This is a genomic window from Candidatus Binatia bacterium, assembly GCA_035631035.1.
Classification (GTDB): Bacteria; Eisenbacteria; RBG-16-71-46; order SZUA-252; family SZUA-252; genus DASQJL01.
Genome location: DASQJL010000002.1, coordinates 1 through 20,274, shown reverse-complemented (window position 1 = coordinate 20,274; position 20,274 = coordinate 1). Strand labels below are relative to the sequence as shown.

General features: G+C 69.8%; 18 protein-coding genes. 4 read left to right on the top strand and 14 right to left on the bottom strand.

Features of this window, described 5'->3' with window-relative positions:
• Positions 1 to 3: 3 nt before the first annotated feature.
• The 9 genes from VE326_00110 to secD form a co-directional block, all read right to left on the bottom strand.
• Positions 4 to 978, bottom strand: coding sequence for an NAD(P)-dependent oxidoreductase (locus VE326_00110; GenBank protein ID HYJ31602.1), 975 nt, complete (start codon positions 976 to 978; stop codon positions 4 to 6).
• A 37-nt stretch (positions 979 to 1,015) separates the two neighbouring features.
• On the bottom strand, positions 1,016 to 2,194 hold the full coding sequence (locus VE326_00105; GenBank protein HYJ31601.1) for an asparagine synthetase B: 1,179 nt from the start codon (positions 2,192 to 2,194) through the stop codon (positions 1,016 to 1,018).
• A gap of 92 nt (positions 2,195 to 2,286) precedes the next feature.
• On the bottom strand, positions 2,287 to 3,099 hold the full coding sequence (locus tag VE326_00100; GenBank protein HYJ31600.1) for a hypothetical protein: 813 nt from the start codon (positions 3,097 to 3,099) through the stop codon (positions 2,287 to 2,289).
• Positions 3,096 to 6,431 (bottom strand): hypothetical protein, encoded by a 3,336-nt coding sequence (locus tag VE326_00095; protein ID HYJ31599.1) that lies wholly within the window; start codon positions 6,429 to 6,431, stop codon positions 3,096 to 3,098. The genes VE326_00100 and VE326_00095 overlap by 4 nt, the downstream gene beginning before the upstream one ends.
• A gap of 27 nt (positions 6,432 to 6,458) precedes the next feature.
• Complete coding sequence (locus VE326_00090) at positions 6,459 to 7,169, bottom strand: DUF4159 domain-containing protein (protein ID HYJ31598.1); 711 nt, start codon at positions 7,167 to 7,169, stop codon at positions 6,459 to 6,461.
• Between the two features lie 160 nt (positions 7,170 to 7,329).
• On the bottom strand, positions 7,330 to 8,220 hold the full coding sequence (locus tag VE326_00085; protein HYJ31597.1) for a metallophosphoesterase: 891 nt from the start codon (positions 8,218 to 8,220) through the stop codon (positions 7,330 to 7,332).
• 49 nt (positions 8,221 to 8,269) lie between these two features.
• Positions 8,270 to 8,803, bottom strand: a complete 534-nt coding sequence (locus tag VE326_00080; protein HYJ31596.1) for a hypothetical protein — start codon at positions 8,801 to 8,803, stop codon at positions 8,270 to 8,272.
• 10 nt (positions 8,804 to 8,813) lie between these two features.
• A complete protein-coding gene (secF, locus tag VE326_00075; protein ID HYJ31595.1) occupies positions 8,814 to 9,728 on the bottom strand; it encodes a protein translocase subunit SecF in 915 nt (304 codons plus the stop codon).
• Positions 9,729 to 9,737: 9 nt separating this feature from the next.
• Entirely contained in the window at positions 9,738 to 11,354 is a 1,617-nt protein-coding gene (secD, locus tag VE326_00070; GenBank protein HYJ31594.1) for a protein translocase subunit SecD, read from the bottom strand.
• 208 nt (positions 11,355 to 11,562) lie between these two features.
• Here secD and VE326_00065 point away from each other — a divergent pair, with 208 nt between their 5' ends.
• The 4 genes from VE326_00065 (at position 11,563) to phoU (ending at position 15,319) form a co-directional block, all read left to right on the top strand.
• Positions 11,563 to 12,294 carry a response regulator transcription factor gene (locus tag VE326_00065; protein HYJ31593.1) on the top strand — a complete coding sequence of 244 codons (732 nt, stop codon included), beginning with the start codon at positions 11,563 to 11,565 and terminating at the stop codon, positions 12,292 to 12,294.
• A 20-nt stretch (positions 12,295 to 12,314) separates the two neighbouring features.
• Positions 12,315 to 13,709 carry an ATP-binding protein gene (locus tag VE326_00060; protein ID HYJ31592.1) on the top strand — a complete coding sequence of 465 codons (1,395 nt, stop codon included), beginning with the start codon at positions 12,315 to 12,317 and terminating at the stop codon, positions 13,707 to 13,709.
• Between the two features lie 58 nt (positions 13,710 to 13,767).
• Positions 13,768 to 14,571: a phosphate ABC transporter ATP-binding protein PstB gene (gene pstB / locus VE326_00055; GenBank protein HYJ31591.1), complete on the top strand. Its 804-nt coding sequence runs from the start codon at positions 13,768 to 13,770 to the stop codon at positions 14,569 to 14,571.
• 64 nt (positions 14,572 to 14,635) lie between these two features.
• Positions 14,636 to 15,319, top strand: a complete 684-nt coding sequence (phoU, locus tag VE326_00050) for a phosphate signaling complex protein PhoU (GenBank protein ID HYJ31590.1) — start codon at positions 14,636 to 14,638, stop codon at positions 15,317 to 15,319.
• 48 nt (positions 15,320 to 15,367) lie between these two features.
• Here phoU and pstA read toward each other — a convergent pair whose 3' ends face one another.
• The 5 genes from pstA to VE326_00025 form a co-directional block, all read right to left on the bottom strand.
• Positions 15,368 to 16,267 carry a phosphate ABC transporter permease PstA gene (gene pstA, locus VE326_00045; GenBank protein HYJ31589.1) on the bottom strand — a complete coding sequence of 300 codons (900 nt, stop codon included), beginning with the start codon at positions 16,265 to 16,267 and terminating at the stop codon, positions 15,368 to 15,370.
• On the bottom strand, positions 16,264 to 17,265 hold the full coding sequence (gene pstC / locus VE326_00040; protein ID HYJ31588.1) for a phosphate ABC transporter permease subunit PstC: 1,002 nt from the start codon (positions 17,263 to 17,265) through the stop codon (positions 16,264 to 16,266). Before pstC ends, pstA begins: the two co-directional genes overlap by 4 nt.
• Positions 17,262 to 18,326: a phosphate ABC transporter substrate-binding protein PstS gene (gene pstS / locus VE326_00035; GenBank protein ID HYJ31587.1), complete on the bottom strand. Its 1,065-nt coding sequence runs from the start codon at positions 18,324 to 18,326 to the stop codon at positions 17,262 to 17,264. Before pstS ends, pstC begins: the two co-directional genes overlap by 4 nt.
• Positions 18,327 to 18,346: 20 nt before the next feature.
• Complete coding sequence (locus tag VE326_00030) at positions 18,347 to 19,492, bottom strand: hypothetical protein (protein ID HYJ31586.1); 1,146 nt, start codon at positions 19,490 to 19,492, stop codon at positions 18,347 to 18,349.
• Between the two features lie 184 nt (positions 19,493 to 19,676).
• A partial coding sequence (locus tag VE326_00025; GenBank protein ID HYJ31585.1) for a pyridoxine 5'-phosphate synthase occupies positions 19,677 to 20,274 on the bottom strand: 598 nt, incomplete at its 5' end.

The following is a 20,274-nucleotide window of genomic DNA, read 5'->3' as shown; positions in this document are numbered from 1 at the left end:
CGATTAGCCGGCCGCCGCCTGAAGCTGCGCGCGCTTGTACTCGCGGATCGCGGCGGGGACGCCTTCTTCGATCGTCGAATAGCGCGGGGTCCAGCCAAGCCGTTCGCGCGCCTTGGTCGAGTCCACTTTGGGACAGAAGGTGTAGGCGTCGACGTTCCAGGGGCCGAGCTGCCCCACCAGCTCCTCCTCGGGAACCGAGCGCGGCTCGGGCACCCCCAGCTCGCGCGCGACCAGCCGGGTGAACTCGCCGAGGGTGGAGGGGCGGTCGTCGCCCAGCAGGTAATCCTCGCCGTCCAGGCCGTGCTCGATCGCGAGACGGTATCCGCTGGCCGCGTCGGAGGCGGCCACGTAGTGCATCGTCTGGTGGCCGTCGCCGATCAGGACCGCCTGCCCGCGGGTGAGCGGCTCGACCAGCCCATGTTCGAACCAGCCGCCGCGCCCGTAGACGAACGCCGGGTTCACGCTCATCGCCCGGAGCCCCTTCTTCCGGTGCTTCTCGAAGACGGGATAGGTCCGGCGATGGCGCACGCCGTAGCCGCGCCCCGAAGCGATGGCCGAGGTCTCGCGCACCCATCCGTTGGCGTCGGGCTCGTAGAGGAGCGCGCCGAAGGTGTGCACCAGGCGGCGCTTTCTGCGCCGGACCAGGTCGCACAGGCGGTCCAGGATCGCGGCCAGGTCGTCCGCTTCGCGCTCGGCGTCTTCGTAGGTGAGGGCGCCGGTGGACAGGTCTCTCGGAAAGGAGCAGTTCACGACGACCTGCGTCCGCTCGATCGCGGTTTCCCACGTCTGGGGAGCGCGCACGTCCCCCACCACGCCGACGACGCCGTAGGGAAGGCGGTCCCGGGATTCGGCATCGCGGATCAGGCCGTAGACGCGGTAGCCGTTCACGATCAGGTCGCGGGCCACCGCCCGCCCGATCGCGCCGGTGACGCCCACGATGAGAACGCTGGTCGTGTACTCGCGGCTCGGATCGTACATGGCAGGGGCGGAGCGTAGCAAACCGCCCGCGGCCCGGCTAGGTCTTCTTCTCCTTCTTCTCCGCGGCCGGGAAGAGGACGTTGTTCAGGATGAGCCGGTAGCCGGGGGAGTGCTTGTGGAGGGCCAGATCGGTGGGCGGGTCGCCCACGGCGTGCTGGTAGTCCTCGGGGTCGTGGCCGCCGTAGAAGGTGAAGGTGCCCTTGCCGTAATGGCCGTGCAGGTACTTCACGTCGTCGGCCCCGGGGGTCTCGGCGAGGACCGTGATGCCGGGCTTGATCATCGACTTCTCGAACCCGGTGGTCTGTCCCATGAACCCGGGCACCACGGCCGTGTGGTCCTGCACCAGCATCGACGGAACCGGGTCCTGCTTCGCCGAGAAGTCGAAGAGGGTGAAGGTGTCGTTGCGCTGGCCGCGCAGGGAGGCGCGGTTCGTCGTATCGATGTTGGAGAATTCGTAGACCATGGGGTTCTCGTCGAGCTGGAAGTTCTGGAAGGCGAGGCACTCGCCGAAGTCCAGCTTCGCGTCCGCGCGCGGGTCGGCCCCGTCGCCGTCGTATTCCGGCCCCACGATGTCCACGTTCTTCGCGGCGAGCGCGATGTCGAAGGTGTCGGTCGCCGAGCACATCGCGAACAGGAACCCTCCCGCCGCCACGTACGCCTTGATCGTGCGCGCCACGGCCTTCTTCAGCTCCGACACCTTGGCGAAGCCGCGGCTGTGCGCCATCGCCTCGTTCTCCGCCACCTGCCGCCGGTACCAGTCGGTCGTGGCGAAGGCCGCGAAGAACTTGCCGTACTGGCCCGTGAAATCCTCGTGGTGCAGGTGCAGCCAGTCGTACTGGGAAAGCTTCCCGTCGAGAACTTCCGCGTCCCACAGCTTGGTGTAGGGGATCTGCGCGTAGTCCAGGGCGAGCTGCACCGCGTCGTCCCAGGGCGGCGCGCTGGGCGGCACGTAGACGGCGATCCGCGGCGCCGTCTCGAGCTTCACCGACTCCATGTTGTTGTCCGCGATCTCGGCCATGATCCGCGCCACCATCGCCTCGTCCACCGGCTCCACGGTGACGCCGCGCACCACCGCCTCGGTCGCGAGCGTGGCGTTGTCGGGGAGAAGGAACGATCCGCCACGGTAGTTGAGCAGCCACTCCCCGTGGAGCCCGCGCTCCAGCGCCCAGTAGGTGAGCCCGTAGGCGCGGAGATGGTCGGCCTGCTTGTCGTCCATCGGGACCAGGAGCCGCGCGCCGGCCGCGCCGGGAAGGGCGCCGAGCGCCGAGGCCGCCAGGACGAGAACGACGAGCCACCGCCGGGCGCCGGTCACAGCTGCATCTTCTTTCGGATCTGGAGCAGCCGCTCCCGCACCGAGGGAGCGAGCGGAGAATCGGGGAAGCGCTCCAGGAGCGACTGGTAGTAGCCCGACGCGCGCTCCGGCGGCCCGCCCATGGCGAGCGTCTCGTCCCCGGCCAGCTTGAGCGCCGCGGGGGCCAGGCGCGAATCGCCGGAGGTGTCGGCCACCGCCAGCGCCTGCTCGATGGCGGCGGCATGGTTCCCCTTGTCGCGCGCGATCTCCGCCAGCGCGTAGCGGAAATGGTAGCGCAGTTTCGTACCCGGATAGCGGGCGAGGCCGGCGGCCAGCGCGGTCTCGGCCGAATCCGCGCGCCCCTCGGCGCGCATGAGGTCGGCGCGCGCGTAGATCCGGAGCGGCTCGTCGCCGAAGTCGCGGCCGTCCTTCATGAGGAGCAGCCGCTCGAGCGCCAGGTTCGCGCGCAGATTCCGCGGGAAGCGCTGCACGAAGTCGGCGTAGCGCCCGCCCGCCTCGTCGAACGCGCCCGCATGGAACGAGCCCTCCGCGAGCGCGAACACGCCGTCGCCCAGGGTGTCGCCGGGCCCGCGCGCCATCAGCCGCCGCACGAGATCCTGGTATCCCTCGGGCAGGCGGTCGTCGCGGTTCAGGATCGGGAGCGGCTGCGGAGCGTTGGTCCGGGAGGGGACGCGCGCGTCGGGCTTGGCCGGGGGCTCGGGGTCGCGCGGCTTGGCGCCGGCGCTACCGAAGGCGGCGGTCACGAGCAGGGCGGCGAGGGCGATCGCGGCGTGGCGGGCGCGGCCGGTCCCAGGGACGCGTCGGGTCACTTGGCCTTCCCGCCCAGCACCGACTGGAGATACTCGTCCACCAGCGCGCGGTAGCGCGGCGCCACCGGGTCGCGCCCCGCCCGCGCGAGCAGCGCGGCCAGCGAGGGGCGCGCCTGGAGAAGCTCGGGCGAGAGCGCGCCGGGCGAGGAGCGCACCACGTCCACGCCGGGGCGCGACTGCCGCTTGCGCGAGTAGTCCCGCTTCTCCACGCTGCGCGGCGCATCCAGAAGCCGGCTCAGGATCCGCTGCTGCCGGTCCACGGTGTCGTGATCGAGCCGCCCGCCGCGCAGGTCCTGCTCCACCTTCTTCATCTCGTCGCCGACGTCGCCCATGTTGCCCAGCGTCCCGCCTCCCTTGCCGATCTTCTGCATCGTCTCTTCCAGGCCGCGGCGGATCGCCTCCTGCTCGGCGGCCATGCGGGAGAGCGCCTGGCCCTCTCCCTCGCTCAACCGGTTCGCCTGGCTCCCCTCCTGCTGTCCTTCGCCCGGCATCATCCCCATCGACTCGCTGTTCAGCTGCTCCTGCTCGCCGGCCAGGCTCTGCAGCCGGTCCATCGCCTCCTGGAAACCGGTCGAGGAGGAGGAGCTCTGCATCGACTGCTTGCTCCGAAGCAGCCCCGCCGCGGCCTGATTCAGCGCGATCGCCGCCTCCTTCCCGGCCATCAGCCCTCCGCCCAGGTCCTGCTCGGAGTAGCGTCCGACCGAGTTCTCCTGGTTCGTGAGCGCGCGTCCCAGCGCCTGCCCGATGTCCGGCGTGATGTGGAGCGTCTGCTTGCCGATGTCGGCGATCCGCTTCGTGACGGACGTGGTCGCGTCCTCCAGTCCCTTCTGAGTCTCGGCGCGCTCGGAGAGGCTGCTCTCCTGATCGTTCAGCATCTTCTGCTGCAGCCTTCCGATGTCGAGGAGGTCCTGTGCGGCGTCCTCCATCTTCTTCGCGAGTTCGTTCTTCCGCTTGTTCTGGAACTTCTCGCGCATCTTGTCGACGCCCTGGCGGAGCTGGGTGAGGCGCTGCTTCAGCCGCTCGGCGGCCTGGCGTGAATTCTCGCGATCGCCCTGCTCCATCGATTCGGACGCATGCTGGAAATCAGGCTTGGCTCCCTGTTCCCCGAGATCGTCCGCGAGCTGCTCCGATTCCTTCGAGGCATCGAGGTCCATCGCCTTGAGATCGGCGGCCAGCGAGTCGAGCGCGGCGCGCTCCTCGGCGCTCAGCTTCTCGTTCTCGCGCTGGGTCTTCGCCAGCGACTTCGTCTCCTCGCTCTTGTTCGCCCGCGACAGGGAGTCGTTGAGCGCGATCTGCCGCCGTTCCATCTCGGCGGCGCGCTCCGACGCGGCCTCCATCTTCTCCTCGGTGCGGATCTGCTTCAGCATCTCGATGGTCCGCTCCAGGCTCTTCATGACCTGCTCCTGGTTCATCTTGAGATTCTGGAGCGCGGCCTGCATCTGCTCCGGCGAGAGATTCTTCATCGCGTCCTGGAGCCGCTGGATCGAGCGAAGGAGCGACTGGTCCTTGATCTGGCTCAGGATCTCGTGCAGCTCCTGGATCTTCTGCGACAGATCGGAATTCAGCGCGCGCGACTGGCTGAGCTTCTCCGCGTCCTGGCTCAGCTTGTCGGCCACCTGGTCGATCTTCTGCTGGAGCTGCTGCTGCCCCTCCAGGGTCTTCTGCGCCTCCTGCTGCTTTTCCCAGGTCATTTCGCGGGTGCGCCCCAGGTCGCGCGAGAGCTCCTCGGCCTTCTGGGAGAGGTCCTTCGCGTCCTGCCACGCATCCTCGAGGGAGTGGATCGTCTCGTCGCGCTCGCCCGACATCGAGGCGAGGATCTCGGAGGCGGAGGGGAAGCGGAGGAGGCGCGCGTCGGACCAGGTGGTCTGCGGCCCGTCCACCGCGTTGCCGTCCATCGCCCCGATCCGGTACTCGACCTCCTCGCCGGGCAGGAGCGAGTAGCTCTGGAGCGCCCACGTGTAGCGCACGGCCAGCTCGCGCGCCGTTCCCTTCTCCTCGTGCAGCACGTCGGTCTTCTCGGCCCCGTCGCGCACCTTGTAGCGGATCAGGATCTTCCGCACGCCGTAGTCGTCGGTCGCACCCGCGATGATCGTCGCCGTCATGTCGCGTCCCACGTCCTCGACCGAGCCGGGCGAGAGCACCGAGACGGTGGGCGGCCGGTCGGGAATGCCGCGGACCTCGAACGGGCCCAGGTCCACCCGTCGGCCGCGCGCGTCCTCGAGCCGCGCGGTGTAGCGGTCGTCGCCCCGGATCGGCACCGTGAAGGCCGCGAGACGCTCGCCCGGCTCCGCCGCGATCGACAGCCCGCCCTCGAACAGGAGCGCGCCGCGGCGAACGCTCCGGCTGAGCGTGACGACGAGGTGGGCGCGCGTGCCGCGCGGCGCGGCGAGGTCGCCCGTCACCGCGTGGCTCTCTTCCGATTTGAGGCCGGTGTACGGAGGATAGTCGTAGCGAACACGGTAGCCGGTCGCGCGCGGCAGGTCGCGCACGGTGAGCGCGTACACGGGAGATTCCTGGCTGCCGGCGCGCACCTTGTAGCGGACATCGTCTTTGACGTTCCGGAGGAGGAGCGACCACGCGCGCTCGCCGGACTTCACGCCGGTGGCGTCCTCGGCCTCGTCGAGCGACGCTTCCTTCCAGTCGCCGCGATCCGCCACCTCCAGCTTGGGGCGCTGTCCCGTGCCGCGCACGTAGGCCCGGATCACGACCGACTCGCCGCCCTCGATGTCGCGCGTGCCCGGATCGACGCGGATCGCGATCGGCGCGATGGGGGCGGTCCGGGGATCGGCGATATGGCGGAGCACGGCCGGGGTCCTGGCCCCTCCGGCGACCGCGGTGGCGCCGAGGAGCACGAGGGTGCCCCCCGCCGCGAGAAGCCAGCGGCCGCGCGCATCCCACCGGCGGAGCCGCGCGATCGGAGCGCCCGCGGCCCGCGCGGCCGCGGCGCCGACCGCCGCGTCGCGAAGGGCTCCGGAGTCGCGCGATTCGTCCGCTCCCGAGCGCGCCAGCTCGAGGGCGCCGAGGAGCTCATCGTCCCGCTCGCCCAGGAGGCGCCCGGTCGCCAGCGCCGCGTCCTCGAGACGCGCGGGGGCCAGCACCACGCGGGCCGCCGCGAACAGGAGGAGGAGCGCGCCGGTGCCCAGGAGACCCAGGCGGATCAGGACGAATTCGTCGCGATGCAGCGGCGTGGCGAGCGCGACCCCGAGCGCGATCAGCGCGACCAGGATCGCGGCCACGACGAGCGCCAACCCGGCCTGCTCCACCGCGCGCCAGACCAGGAAGCGCCGCGCGCGGCTCAGCGTCGCATGAAGGCTTTCGCCCGATGGGGTCATGACCGCCTCATGATGGGGAACCGGACCTCAGTGGCTCACCGCGTAGGTCGCGATGTTGATCGCAAAGCGCATCGCCGCGTCCCGCTTCGCCTGGGGATCGTCGTGCACACCGGCGTCCTCGATCCCGTTTCCGATATCGGTGTCGAACGTGTAGAGGACGACCATCCGCCCGCCGCGAATGATGGCGAAGACGCGCGGCGGACCCCCGTCGTGCTCGTGGATCTTGGGCGCGCCGCTCGGAAAGGGGTTCGGCCGCCGGAAGATCTCGTGGTTGAACGGAAGCTCCACGAGCGGCGACTCGGGATAGACGCGCTGCATCGCCTCGCGAAACGACTTGTCCATGCCGAAGTTGTCGTCCCCCCAGAGCATCCCGCCCTGGTCCAGGTATCGGCGCAGCGAGGCCGCTTCTTGGTCGTTCAGCTTCACGTTTCCGTGGCCGGTGACGAACAGGAGGGGGTAGTTCCAGAGGTCGGGATCGGTCGCCGTCACCACCGCCTCCTTCTGCTGCGACACCCGGATGTCGCCTCGCGCCTTGACCGCGCTGAGGAGATTCTTGAGCGAGGTCTCGTCGGAGTACCAGTCGCCCCCGCCCGTGTACTTGAGGCGGGCGACCGAGAACCCCCCGGTCAGGTCGGAAGCGGCGCTTGCGGACGTGCCCTGCCCGGCCGCGGGACCGGGAAGGGCAAGGAGGGCCGCCAGGACCGCTCCCAGAGTCCCCAGGGCGACGCCCGAGCCCACCCGTCCAGCGACTCTAAGCCATTGGAAGAGTGGGAGTTTTGGCGGCAAGAGAGCCTCGTTCAGGGTCGGGTCGGCGCGGCCTTCAACTTCGGCCACGAAAGGATACCAGAGGGATCCTCGGCCGGGGGGCCGGGCTTCCTATCAGCTAAACCGCAGGCGATTAGCGCGGTTCCGCGAGGTTCGCCGGACCGTGCAGGGTGTGGCGCAGGGTGCCCGCGATATCGGCCATGCGGAAGGAGACGGCGTGGAGCGCGGCCGGGGTCTGCCCGGGGTTGACGCAGACGGTGGCGCCGACGCGGTCGGCGAATCGTCCCGAGACCGAGGGGGATTCGTGGATGTGCCCGTGCAGCGAGAGCGCGGGGCGCATCCGCTCCAGGAAGCGGCGCGTCACGCGGGAGCCGACGTGGGCGCCCCCCGCGATCTGGTCGAGGGCGGTGTCGTGGGGCGGGCCGTGGAAGACGCAGACCAGCGCCTGGGAGGCGACGGCGGCGGCCTCGGAGGCGCCGGTGGCTCCCCGGACCGCCGCTTCCAGCCGTTCCATCTCGCCGTCGAGGGTCTCCTCCCGCTCGCGACCCTGGAACGTGAACTCGTGGAGCGTCCCGTCGGGAGCGCTCCGCTGGCCGTCGGGCCGTCCCAACGCCCCCGGCACGACCTCCCATCGCTCCCAGTCCTTGAGCCGGATCGGCGTCGGCGGAACGCAGTTCTGCCCGGCGATCCAGGTCCCGTCTAGGAACGGCGCCGCGCCGCCGTGCACGTAGCGAAGGCCCGGAAGCCGCGACTCCTCGAGCACGGCCTCGTTCGCGCGCCAGTCTCCGTTCCCAAAGATGTAGAAGACCTGGGGCGCTCCGGGGGCGGCGAGGCGCTCGCGCAGCAGCGGGATCAGGAAGTCCTGGAAGAACTGCCGCTGCGCGCCCGGGTCGCCCATCGGCGCGAGGTCGCCTCCCAGCACGACGGCCCGGACGCCCAGGTCGCCGGCCATCCGGAAAGCAGCCTCGTAGTGGGAGCGGCTGCCGTGGAGGTCGGAGGTGTAGAGGACGTCCGCTTCGTTCATGGGTGCGGCCGCGTGCGGCTCTGCGCGGCTTGGGGCGCCGAGTCGGCGCTCAGCCCTTCACCCGGACTTCGCGCAGGTACCACCGACCCCCCAGCGGCACCGCGCTCAGGGTCACGGTGAGCTTCCGGGTCCCCTCGCGCGCGCCCCAGTCGCCCCACCAGCGCGCGGTCGCCGTGGCGGAGGCGTTCCCCACGCTGACGCGGGTGACCTGGAACGACTGCGTCCTCACCAGCCGGAGCTGATCCTGGAAGAGGAACGCCGCGGCGCTGCGGGTCATCGCCGCCGTCGGGGTGGAACCGGGCTTCAGGCCGATTCGAACCTGCGTCGTGTCGACCAGGGAAGCCAGGGTTTCGGCGTCGCCCGAAGCCCACGCCTCTTCGGCCGTGGCGAAGAGCTGGAGCGGAGTCGCGCGGCGGTCGGCCCCATGCCCCTCGGCGCGGGAATCGGGAGCGAGGATCGGCGTCGAGACGGGAGGAGGCGGCGGCGGGGGCGCTTCGGCGCGGCCGAGGGAAGGTCGGGCCAAGGCCGATCCGGCCAGGATCAGCATCGCCGCGGTTCGCGCCGGAAGCGCCGCGGTTCGCATCGGGAGCTTCCTACCGCTTCCGGGCCGGCGTCCGCCGCTCGAGGTAGAGCTGGGTTTCGAGCGCGAGCGCGCTCGCCACGTAGACCGACGAGTAGGTCCCGTAGATCACGCCGACGAGCATGGCGAAGGAGAAATCGTGGAGCACCTCGCCGCCCAGGAAGAAGAGCGCGAGCACGGTGAGCACGACCGTGAAGGAGGTGATGATCGTCCGACTCAGGGTCTCGTTGACCGCGATGTTCATGATCTTCTCGGGGGACTCGCGGCGCAGCGCCTGGCGCCGCTCGCGGATCCGGTCGAAGACGACGATGGTGTCGTTGATCGAGAACCCGGCGATCGTGAGGAGCGCCGCCACCACGGTCAGGGTCACCTCCTTGTTGAAGATGGAGATGGCACCCAGCGTGATGAAGACGTCGTGGAACAGCGCCACCACCGCGCCCAGCGAATAGCGCCAGTCGTAGCGGATCGCGACGTAGATCAGGATCAGTCCCAGGGCGAGGAAGACCGCCTTGATGGCCGCGCCGCGCAGCTCGCCCCCGACGCGGGGGCCCACGTGCTCCAGATGCCGGATCTCCACGTTCGCGCCGGGGTGCGCCGCCTGCAGGGCGCTGCGCACCAGCGGGCCCGGGTTCTGCGTCTCCTGTCCGGTCTGCAGCCGGATCAGGAAGAGCTCGGGACGCTCCAGGCGCTGGATCTCCGCGCCCTTGAATCCCGCGTGATCGATCCCCCGCCGGACGTCGTCCACGGAGGGAGGCGGCGTGATCGAGACTTCGATCAGGGTCCCGCCGGTGAAGTCCACGCCGTAGCGGGGACCGCCGTGCACGACCAGGGAGATGATCGCGGCCAGGATCGACAAGCCGGAGACCATGTACGCAAAGCGTCGCCGGCCCATCCAATCGACGTTGATGTCGTGAAGAATCTGGAACACGAGCCTCTCCTAGATGCTGATCGTGCTGACCTTCCGGCGCAGGGACCATGCGTCGAAGATCATCTTGGAAATGCCGACGGCCGTGATGAGGTTGATGATGAGACCGATCGAGAGCGTGATCGCGAAGCCGCGGATCGGGCCCGTGCCGAACCACATCAGGGCCAGCGCCGAGAGCAGGGTGGTCACGTGGGCGTCGATGATCGTCCGGTAGGCGCGCGAGTAGCCCGTGTCGATCGCCGTGAGGACGGTCTTCTTGTGCCGCAGCTCCTCGCGGATCCGCTCGAAGATGAGGACGTTCGCGTCCACGGCCATACCGATCGTGAGCACGATGCCGGCGATGCCGGGAAGCGTGAGCGTCGCGTGGAAGGCGGCCATGCAGGCGAGCAGCCCGATGATGTTCAGCAACAGGGCCACCACGGCCACGACGCCCGACATGCGGTAGTAGACCAGCATGAAGATGACGACGAGCAGGGTGCCGACGCCCGCCGCTTCGATCCCCTTCTGGATCGAGTCCTGCCCGAGGGACGGACCCACCGAGCGCTCCTCGGCGATGTTGACGGGAGCCGGGAGGGCGCCGGAGCGGAGCACGATCGCCAGATTCTGCGCCTCCTCCTCCGTGAAGGAGCCGGTGATCGAGCCCTGGCCGCGGGGAATCCGCTCATGGATGTTCGGCGCGGACTGCACCCGGTTGTCCAGGATGATCGCCAGCCGGCGGCCCACGTTGGCGCCGGTCACGTCGGCGAAGACGGCGCCGCCGCGCCCCGTCAGCGTGAACGACACGCCGGGCGCGCCGGGACGCTCCTGGTCCAGGTCCATCCGCATCTGCGCGCTGGCCACTTCCTTCCCCTGCATGAGGGGATCCTTGCCGAGCACGTAGAGCGCGCGGCCGGTGCGGCTCTCATGCTCCCCCTCGTGCGCGTCCCAGTTCAGGGAGGCGTCCATGGCGAACGAGGAGTCGGCGAGGAGCACGTTCTTCATGGAATCGATCGCCGCGACGTTCTCCGGGAGCGCGAACGACTCGCCCGCCTGGGCCACGGTGAGGAAGCGGGACGACCACGGGTGCGCGGAAGAGTCGGGCTTGGCCCCGGTGGCCGACGCGGCCTTCCGGGCGAAGTACTGGTCGATGCGGTCGAACAGGGCGCGCGCCTCGTCGTCGGTCTTCACGATCTTGAAGTCGAGGAGGGCGGTCTGCCCGATCAGCTCCTTGGCGCGCTCCTGGTCGAGGAGGCCGGGGAGCTGGACCAGAATTCGATTGTCCCCCTGTTTCTGGATCGAGGGCTCGGCCACCCCGAACTGGTCGATGCGGTTGCGGATGATCTGCATCGCCTGATCGACGGCGTTCTTGGCTTCCGCCGGACCCAGCTTCGACTTGTCGACCTCGAGGAGGAGGTAGAGGCCGCCCTGGAGGTCCAGCCCCAGCTTGATCGCCTTGTCGCGCAGCGTGGCCATCTTGGTGAGGCGCGCGCGCTCGTCGTCGTTGGTGGCGGTGGCCGGCCGCGCCTGGAGCACCTCCGCCCGCTTCGCCGGCGGCAGGGCGTAGAACTGGAAGGTGGGCCAGAGGGTGTAGAGCGCGGCCGCGAGGCCGATCAGGGTCAGGAAGAGTTTGTTCCGATCGCTCTGCGTCACGTCGGTCCTCGGGTTTCCATCTGTCGCACGGGTTTGTGGTTGGAATGGGTCTCGGTCAAGACCGGGCAGACTACCGGAAGGGCTCTCGTGAAGTCAATGCGCGAGTGGGAAATGGGGGAAGCGGGCCGCCGCGCCCGTGCCGGGGCCGTAACCGATTCGACACGGTCTCGACGCGAGCCGGTAACAGGCCCCGGCCAGACTGCCGGCCATGAACGCCCGTGCTAGACTGGGTGCCCAGAACGTGCCGGGTCCTGTGCGCTCCACCATCCTCGTCGTCGACGACGAGGCCGAGATCTGCGACCTCGTGAGCTACAACCTGGGCCGCGAGGGGTATCGGGTCATTGCCGAAAACGACGGCGCCGCGGGCCTCGACCGCATCTTCAAATCCCCTCCCGACCTCGTCGTGCTGGATCTCCTCCTCCCCAAGCTGAGCGGGCTCGAAGTCCTGGACGCGATCCGGGGGGAAACGAGGACCAAGGGGCTCCCCGTGCTCGTCCTGACCGCCCGCGGCACCGAGATGGACAAGCTGGTGGGCTTCGAGCGGGGCGCCGACGACTACCTGACCAAGCCGTTCTCGCCCAAGGAGCTGGTCGCGCGCGTGAGCGCGATCCTCCGGCGCACGCGCGGCGAGGAGCGCCAGGCGTCCACCGTGATCGGACCCGTGCGCTTCGACCCCGACCGGCATCAGGTCTTCGTGCGCGAGCGCGAGCTCCGCCTCACCCCCACCGAATATCGCCTCCTGGAATTTCTCCTCGAGCGCCCCGGACGGGTCTTCTCCCGCGAGCAGCTCCTCGACAAGGTCTGGGGGCTCGGCTACTTCGGCGAGACGCGCACCGTGGACGTCCACGTCCGGCGGCTGCGGGCCAAGCTGGGGAAGGACGCGGGCCTGATCCGGACCGTCACGGGCGTCGGCTACGCCGCGGAGGTCCCGAAGAGCTGAGAGGTGGTAGGCTACGCCCCGTGCGATCCCTCACGGGTCGGGCCTTCTTCCTCCTCTTGCTGGCACTCCTCCTCGCGGCGTGCGCGATCGGGGTGCTCCTCAGCTCCGTCGGGCCGATCGGCGTCCTGAATACGATCGCGCTCGCGGCCTGCGCCATCGTCGTGGCGCTCGGCGCGGGATGGCTTCCGTTCCGGTCCCTCAATCGCCGCTTCGCCCACGTCGCCGAATCCGCGGGCTGGATGGCCGCCGGCGACGTCTCCCGCCGCGCGCCGGTGGATGCCCACGACGAGCTCGCGCGACTCGCGCGCTCCCTGAACGACATCGCCGACAGCTTCGAGTCGAAGCTCCAGGAGCTGCAGCAGGGCCGCAACGCGAGCCGGGCGATCCTCGGCAACATCCCGCTGGGGCTGGCTCTCGTCGCCCCGGACCTCCTGATACGCCAGGCGAACGCGCGGTTCTGGGAAATGCTGGAGCTCGACCACCCGCCCCGCAACGCGCGCCTCGCGGCCACGCGCCAGCCGGTCCTGGAGCAGATGACGCAGCACGCGCTCGAGCACCGGAAACCGATCGCCCGCGACCTCACGCTCTATCTGGCGGAGCGCCGCGAGTACGAGGTGCGCGCTTCGCCGATCGGCGCCTACGCGGGCGCCGAACCGGAATCGATCCTGCTCAGCCTGGAGGACCTGGGCCCGGTGAAGGCGATGGCCGCCCTCCGGCGCGAGTTCGTGGCCAACGCCTCGCACGAGCTGAAGACGCCCTTGACCTCGATCCGCGGCTACGCCGAGACGCTCCTCTCGGGCGGGCTGGAGGATGAAACGAACCGGACGCGTTTCGTGGAGACGATCCGGGACCAGGCCTCGCGGCTGGAGGCGCTGGTCGAGGATCTCCTCGAGCTGGCCGACCTCGAACGCTCCGACGCGCCGCTCGACTTGAAAGACTGGGACCTGGGCGAGATCGTGCGCGACCTGGCCTCGACGTTCGAGGACGTGGCGGCGCGCCGCGGCCTCAAGCTCTCGCTGGAGAGCCGGGCGGGGGTCCGCGCGCGCGTGGACCGCAAGCGCCTCGAGCTCGCGCTCCGGAACCTGCTCGACAACGCGGTCAAGTACACCGAGCGCGGAACCGTCGAGATCTCCGTGGAGGAGCAGGGGGATTCGGTGCGGGTCCGCGTGACCGACACGGGACGGGGCATCGAGGCGGAGCACCTGCCCCGGGTCTTCGAGCGCTTCTATCGCGTGGACCGGGGCCGCTCGCGCGCCCTGGGAGGAACCGGGCTGGGACTCTCCATCGTGAAGCACGCCGTTCAGCTGCACGGGGGAACGGTCGGGGTGGAGAGCCAGGCCGGTCAGGGGAGCACGTTCTGGATCGAGCTGCCGCGGGAAGGCCCGGCCGCGGAGCCCGCCGGGAACGGCGCGTAACGGAAACGTAACAACGGCGACACACGCCGAACGCCGCCGCCGGTTAGGCTCGATCCGGATGGACCCGACCGCTACGCTTCTGGAGCGCCGCACCCAGGCCCTGACGACCGCGCCGATTCTCGAGACGCGGAGACTCTCCCTCTTCTATGGAAGCCATGCGGCCCTGAAGGGGGTCGATCTCGGAATCGGGCAGAACCGGATCACGGCCATCATCGGCCCATCCGGGTGCGGCAAGTCGTCGCTTCTCCGCTGCTTCAACCGGATGAACGATCTCTTCCCGCCGGTGCGCTACGAGGGGAACGTCCTCTTCCACGGCTCGGACATCCTGAGTCCCGGAACCGACCTGGTGGCGCTCCGACGGCGCGTGGGAATGGTGTTCCAGAGGGCGAACCCCTTTCCCATGTCGATCTTCCAGAACGTGGCGTACGGCCCGAAGCTGCAGGGCACCCGCGACCGGAGGCGGCTGGAGGAGATCGTGGAATCGGCCCTCCGCCGCTCGGCGCTGTGGGACGAGGTGAAGGACCGCCTCGGGCGCTCGGCGCTGGGTCTGTCCGGCGGCCAACAGCAGCGGCTCTGCATCGCGCGGGCGCTGGCGGTCGAGCCGGAGGTGCTCCTCCTGGACGAGCCGGCGTCCGCGCTCGATCCGACCGCCACCGCCAAGATCGAGGAGCTCACGCTGGAGATCAAGAAAGGCATCACGGTGGTCATGGTGACGCATAATATGCAGCAGGCGGCGCGCATCTCCGACCGCACGGTCTTCATGCTGAACGGCGAGCGGATCGAGGAGGGACCCACGCGGACCCTCTTCACGTCGCCGCGTGAAACGCTGACCGAGGACTACATCACCGGCCGTTTCGGCTGATGTCGCCATGGGCCGCGCCGCCCGGCGCGGGCCGCGACCGTCCGGGATCCATCGAGGAGCCGACGTGGAACGTCATTTCCATCACGATCTGCACCAGCTTCAAGACCGGTTGAGCGACATGGCCGGCCGCGCCGAGACGGCGCTCTCCAAGGCCATGGAAGCGCTCAAGACGCGGGATACGGTGCTGGCGCGAGACGTGATGACCGAGGATCTCGAGATCGACCGGATCGAGCTGGAGGTGGAGCGGCGCTGCCTGGACTTCCTGGGATTGCAGCAGCCGGTCGCGCGCGACCTCCGGTTCCTCGTCGCCTCGATCCGGGTGTCGAACTTCCTGGAGCGGATCGGCGACCACGCGGTGAACATCTCGCAGAGCGCAACCAAGCTCTCCGGGATGCCGCCGGGGAGGGGACCGGAGGACCTGGCGACCATGGCGGACCGGACGATCGCGATGCTTCGCGACGCCGTGTCGGCGTGGCTCAACCACGACGCGCCCCTCGCCAAGCGCGTCTGCGAGAACGACGCCGAGGTGGACACGCTGAAGGCGCAGATCTTCGCGCGCTTCTCCTCGCTCATGGTGCACGAGCCGGAGACCGTGCCGCGCGCCCTGGAATTGGTCCTGGCGAGCCGGAATCTCGAGCGGGTCGCCGATCTGGCCACGAACATCGCCGAGGAGGCGATCTTCGTGGCCGAGGCGCGCGTCATCAAGCATCACGCCGACGAGGTCCGCGACGCGACCCTCGGTTCCTGAGCGCGCCGCCGGCTCGCAAGCCGCCGGTTCGCGCGCCGTCGCCCCCGCCTACCGGACCCGGATCCTCCGCACCGTCAGCCGCAGCACCCCCGAGATCAGCGCCACCAGGAGCACCAGCACCAGCGCGCCGGTCCACGCCTGCCGGTTCCAATCCGCGTAGGGGGCGCGCGCGTAGTCGAAGATGAAGACGGGCAGCGTGGCGATCGGCTGATCGATCCGGAGCGACCAGAAGCGGTTTCCGAGCGCGGTGAAGAGAAGAGGCGCCGTCTCGCCCGCCGCGCGCGCGATGGCGAGCATCGAGGCGGTGACGATCCCCGCCCGGGCCGCGGGGAGGACCACCTGCTGGATCACTTTCCAGCGCGGAGCGCCCAGCGCCAGCGCGCCCTGCCGGTACGACTGCGGCACCAGCCGGACCATCTCCTCGGTGGCCCGGATGATCGGCGGGAGCATGAGGATCGCGAGCGCCACGCTCCCGGCGATGGCCGAGAAGCGGCCCATCGGCATCACGACGAGCCCGTAGGCCACGACCCCCACGACGATCGAGGGCACGCCGCTCAGCACTTCCGTCGTGTACCGCACCATCATCGCGAAGCGCCCGCGGCCGTACTCCGCCAGGTAGACGCCCGCCCCGATGCCGATCGGCAGGGCGAACAGGGCGCCGATCCCGACCACGACGAGCGTCCCCACGATGGCGTTCGCCATGCCTCCGCCCGGTTCCCCCACCGGCTTCGGCATGTGCACGAAGAAGCCCGGGTTGAGCGCCGGCAATCCCTTCGCGACGAGATGCCACACGATGAGGACGAGCGGGAGCACCACGAGGGCCGCGGCCGCGTAGCAGGCGGCCAGGACGACCCGGTTCGCGAAGCCGCGCCACAGGCGGACGCGGGCGGGGGCGGGATCGGTCCACCCGCCGGCGCCCTTCGCGGGATTCCGCACGGCCGCGCTCACGCCGCGGCTCCGACGTCGCGCCGGCCGCCCGTCGTGAGGTAGACGAGCGCGCGGGCGAGCGCGTTCACGACGATCGTCACCGCGAACAGCACCAGCGCGATCTGGATCAGGGCCGACAGGTAGAGATCGCCGGTGGCCTCGGCGAACTCGTTGGCGATCACGCTCGACATGGTGGCGGCCGGGGAGAGCAGCGAGGCGGAGATCCGGTTCGAGTTTCCGATGACCATCGTCACCGCCATCGTCTCGCCCAGCGCGCGGCCGAGGGCCAGGATCACCGCGCCCAGGATTCCCGGCTTGGCGGCGTCCAGCGTCACGCCGATCGCCTCGGCGCGCGTGGCGCCCAGGGCCAGCGACGCCTCGCGCAGCGTGCGGGGCGTGGCGAGGAGCACTTCGCGCGAGATCGAAACGATGGTGGGCAGGATCATGATCGCGAGCACGATCCCCGCGTTCAGCATGCCGATCCCGAACGGCGTGCCGCGGAAGAGCGGGATCGCCCCCCAGTTGGCGATGAGCCACGGCTCCAGCGTGGAGCGGAGCCACGGCGCGAGCACGAAGAAGCCCCAGATGCCGTACACGATGCTCGGGATCGCCGCGAGGAGCTCCATCACGAAGGAGACGATCGATCCCACCCGGTGGGAGGCGAGCTCCGCGAGGAAGACCGCGCTCCCGATGCCGAGCGGCACCGCGAGGACGAGCGCGAGAAGCGAGGAGACGAGCGTGCCGTAGACGTACGGCAGCGCGCCGTAATGGTCCGCCACCGGGTCCCACTGGGACTGGACGAGGAAGCTCCAGCCGATCGTCTTGATCGAGAGCCACGAGCCGCGCGCGACCTCGAAGACGATCAGGGCGACCACCAGGAAGACGGTGGCCGCCGCCGCCTGGAGGAGCGCCTTGTAGATGGGATCGAGCGCCAGGCCGCGGCGGCGGGCCAGGGGCCCGGCGACAACCGGACCCGGGGGCCCCGTGCCCGGCGCCGCGCGCGTCGCCGACCGGCTCAACGCGACGCCAGGACCGGCTTCCCGCCGGAGGTGATCTTGCTCAGCGCCGCCTGGTCCACCCGCACCACCTCCGGCGGGAGCTTCGCGTAGAAGAGCGGCTCGGCCATCGCCTGGCCGTCGGTGATGGCCCACTGGATGAACTGGGCGATCGCTTTCGCCTTTCCCGCGTCCTGCTGGTCGGCATCGACGAGCAGGAAGGTGAGCCCCGCGATGGGATAGGCGTCCGGCGCCTTCGCGTTCACGATCGGGGTCCGCACGTCCTGGGCGAGCGCGGCGGCGGAGGCCTGGATGGCCGCGGTGGTCGAGGCGAGCGTCGGCTCGACGTAAGCGCCCGCCGCGTTCTGCAGGTGTGCCACGGGGAGATTGTTCTGCCTGGCGTAGGCCAGCTCGACGTAGCCGATCGATCCCGGCGTCTGCCGCACCTGGCCCGCCACGCCGTCGTTCCCCTTGCCGCCGATGCCGTTCGGCCAGGACACGGACGTGTTCGCTCCGACCGAGTCCCGCCAGGTCTGGCTGATCGCGGAGAGATAGGTCGTGAAGATGTTGGTGGTCCCGCTCCCGTCGGACCGATGTACCGGCAGGATGGCCAGGTCCGGGAGCGCCACACCGACATTGCCCGCGGCGATGCGGGCGTCGTTCCACTTCGTGACCTTGCCGGAGTAGATCGCGACCAGCGCGTCGATGGTCAGCTGGAGCGGCTGCTTGAGGCCGGGGAGGTTGTAGGCGAGCACCACGGCGCCGCCCACGGTCGGGAAATGGAGCACCGGATGCGGCATCTCACGCAGCTTGTCGTCCGAGAGCGGAGCGTCGCTCGCCCCGAAGTCGACGGTGCCGGCCTTGAGCTGCTGGATCCCGCCGCCCGAGCCGATCGACTGGTAGTTGATCTGCACGCCGGACTTCTGTTTGTAGGCGTCGAACCACTTGGAGTAGAGCGGATAGGGGAACGTGGCGCCCGCGGCCGTGAGGGTCGTGCCCGCGCCGCCGCCGCCTCCCTTGGAGCATCCGCCCGCCGCGCCCACGAGGAGCACGGCCGTCACGAGAAATCGCACGTATCGGTGCATGGGTCCTCCTCCGGTATCGGTCAGGGCTTCGAGAAGCGGTAGTAGAACGTCATCCGGGCCTGGAGATCGTGGTGCGGCGGCGCGTCGGCCGTGCCGCGCGCGCGGTAGCCGGTGGCCTCGACGTTGGGCATGAAGTGGAGGTCCTTGAACGGCTCCCAGTCGAGACCCGCGACGTAGAGATCGGAGTCGATCCGGTTCGCCGCGCGCGTGTCCGGCTGCCAGCGGTCGTAGCGCGCGAAGACCCCGAGCTTCTCGGAGGCGCGCCCGCGCGCGAACAGCGAGATCCCGAACGGCTCCCGGTTCCGGGCGCCGACCACGTGCACCACCTGGTCGACGACTTCCGCGCCGATCGCGGCGCGCCGGAGCTCGTAGCCCAGGAACAGCTTGTAGAGCGCCTTGTCGCCGTTGCCGGCGAAGTCCTCGTAATCGACGTAGGGCTCGATCCGGAGGTCCTCGATCGGGCGCAGCGGCACGGAGAGATACATCCGCTTGTACCGGTTGTTCTCCGGCTTCTGCCCCGTGCCGTCCCCGATCATCCCCGAGTAGCCGATCCGGTGCCCCCCGTCGAGGAAGCCCTTGAGGTTGAGGCCGAGATCCGAGCTGGACGCGAGCCCGCGGAAGTCCACGATCGTCTTCTCGACCGCGCGGTAGGCCCAGAACTCCTCGGAGTTCTCGAACGTGGGGGTGTTCGTCATCCCGACGAGCAGATTGCCCCGCGGCACCAGGTCCTTCACCTGGACGTAGGCCGCCTTCACGTAGACGCCGATCTTGCCGCCCGACGTGAGCTCCTTGCTGTCGGCTTCGAGGCGGAATCGGGTCGCGACGCGAATCGAGAGGTCGTTGTCGAGCTGGAAGTAGATCCGGCGAATCTGAAGGCCGTTCAGATCCTTCCCGATCAGCTTCGGCTGTGCCGCCGGGCTGCTCGCCGAGGGCGACGAACCGTCCAGGTTGGCGGGGAGGGCGTCCGCCCCGTTCGTGTACACGTGATTCGGATCGCCCGTCACGTTGTAGTACACGTCGCCGAACACGAGCCCGCTGATCTTCCCGCGCGGGAACTCGGGGTCGCTGGAGACCGGCGGGGGCGGAGGATTGGACGGCGTCTGCGCGGACGCCGGCGTGACGAGAGTGCAACTCAGCAGGGTTACGACCCACCATCCCATCTTCATGGAGACTCCTTGGCGCAGGTCTGCTGTTGGTTCTGGAGCGCTCGCTCCGGCTGACTCCTCCATCGGCACGGCGGATGGTACGACGCCGCATGTAACCGAAATATTACGGAGGATTGCCTTCGATGTTACGGCTCGAAGGATTTCGGAATCGGGGAGAAGTCCCTTCCCCAAAGGGCCGTGCCGGCTAGGCCCTCATCGCGGCGAGCATCGCCTCGACCGCCGCGCGCATGCCGACCTCGATCGCGAGCGAGACGATGTGGTGCCCGATGGAAAGCTCCGTGAAGGGGAAGGCGCGCAGCAGGGGGGCGACGTTGGCGGTGGTGATGCCGTGGCCGGCGTGGACCTCGAGTCCGACGGCGTGGAAGGCGCGCGCGGCGAGCGCGATGCGGTCGAGCTCGGCGCGGAGCGCCGCCTCTCCCGCCGCATTCGCGTACGCGCCCGTGTGGATCTCGACCATCGCGGCACCGCAGTCGCGCGCGACCGGCGCCAGGGCGGGCTCGGGGTCGAGGAAGAGGCTCAGCGCGATGCTGCGCTCACGTAAGCGGGGTGCGGCGCGGCGCACGGCGGGGGCATGGCGCATCAGGTCCAGGCCGCCCTCGGTCGTCAGCTCCTCGCGCCGCTCCGGCACCAGGGTGGAGCGCTCCGGGCGGAGATCGAGCGCGATCGCGAGCATCTCCTCGGTCAGCGCCATCTCGAGGTTCAGCTCGCCGCGTCGCATCGCGCGCAGGCGCCGCACGTCGTCGTCCTGGATGTGGCGGCGGTCTTCGCGCAGGTGCACCGTG

Bases quoted from the DNA above. Each gene is read 5' to 3' on its own strand.
- VE326_00110 (HYJ31602.1), bottom strand. From the start codon at position 978: ATGTACGATCCGAGCCGCGAGTACACGACCAGCGTTCTCATCGTGGGC.
- VE326_00105 (HYJ31601.1), bottom strand. From the start codon at position 2,194: ATGGACGACAAGCAGGCCGACCATCTCCGCGCCTACGGGCTCACCTAC.
- VE326_00095 (HYJ31599.1), bottom strand. From the start codon at position 6,431: ATGACCCCATCGGGCGAAAGCCTTCATGCGACGCTGAGCCGCGCGCGG.
- VE326_00085 (HYJ31597.1), bottom strand. From the start codon at position 8,220: ATGAACGAAGCGGACGTCCTCTACACCTCCGACCTCCACGGCAGCCGC.
- VE326_00080 (HYJ31596.1), bottom strand. From the start codon at position 8,803: ATGCGAACCGCGGCGCTTCCGGCGCGAACCGCGGCGATGCTGATCCTG.
- VE326_00065 (HYJ31593.1), top strand. From the start codon at position 11,563: ATGAACGCCCGTGCTAGACTGGGTGCCCAGAACGTGCCGGGTCCTGTG.
- pstB (HYJ31591.1), top strand. From the start codon at position 13,768: ATGGACCCGACCGCTACGCTTCTGGAGCGCCGCACCCAGGCCCTGACG.
- pstS (HYJ31587.1), bottom strand. From the start codon at position 18,326: ATGCACCGATACGTGCGATTTCTCGTGACGGCCGTGCTCCTCGTGGGC.
- VE326_00030 (HYJ31586.1), bottom strand. From the start codon at position 19,492: ATGAAGATGGGATGGTGGGTCGTAACCCTGCTGAGTTGCACTCTCGTC.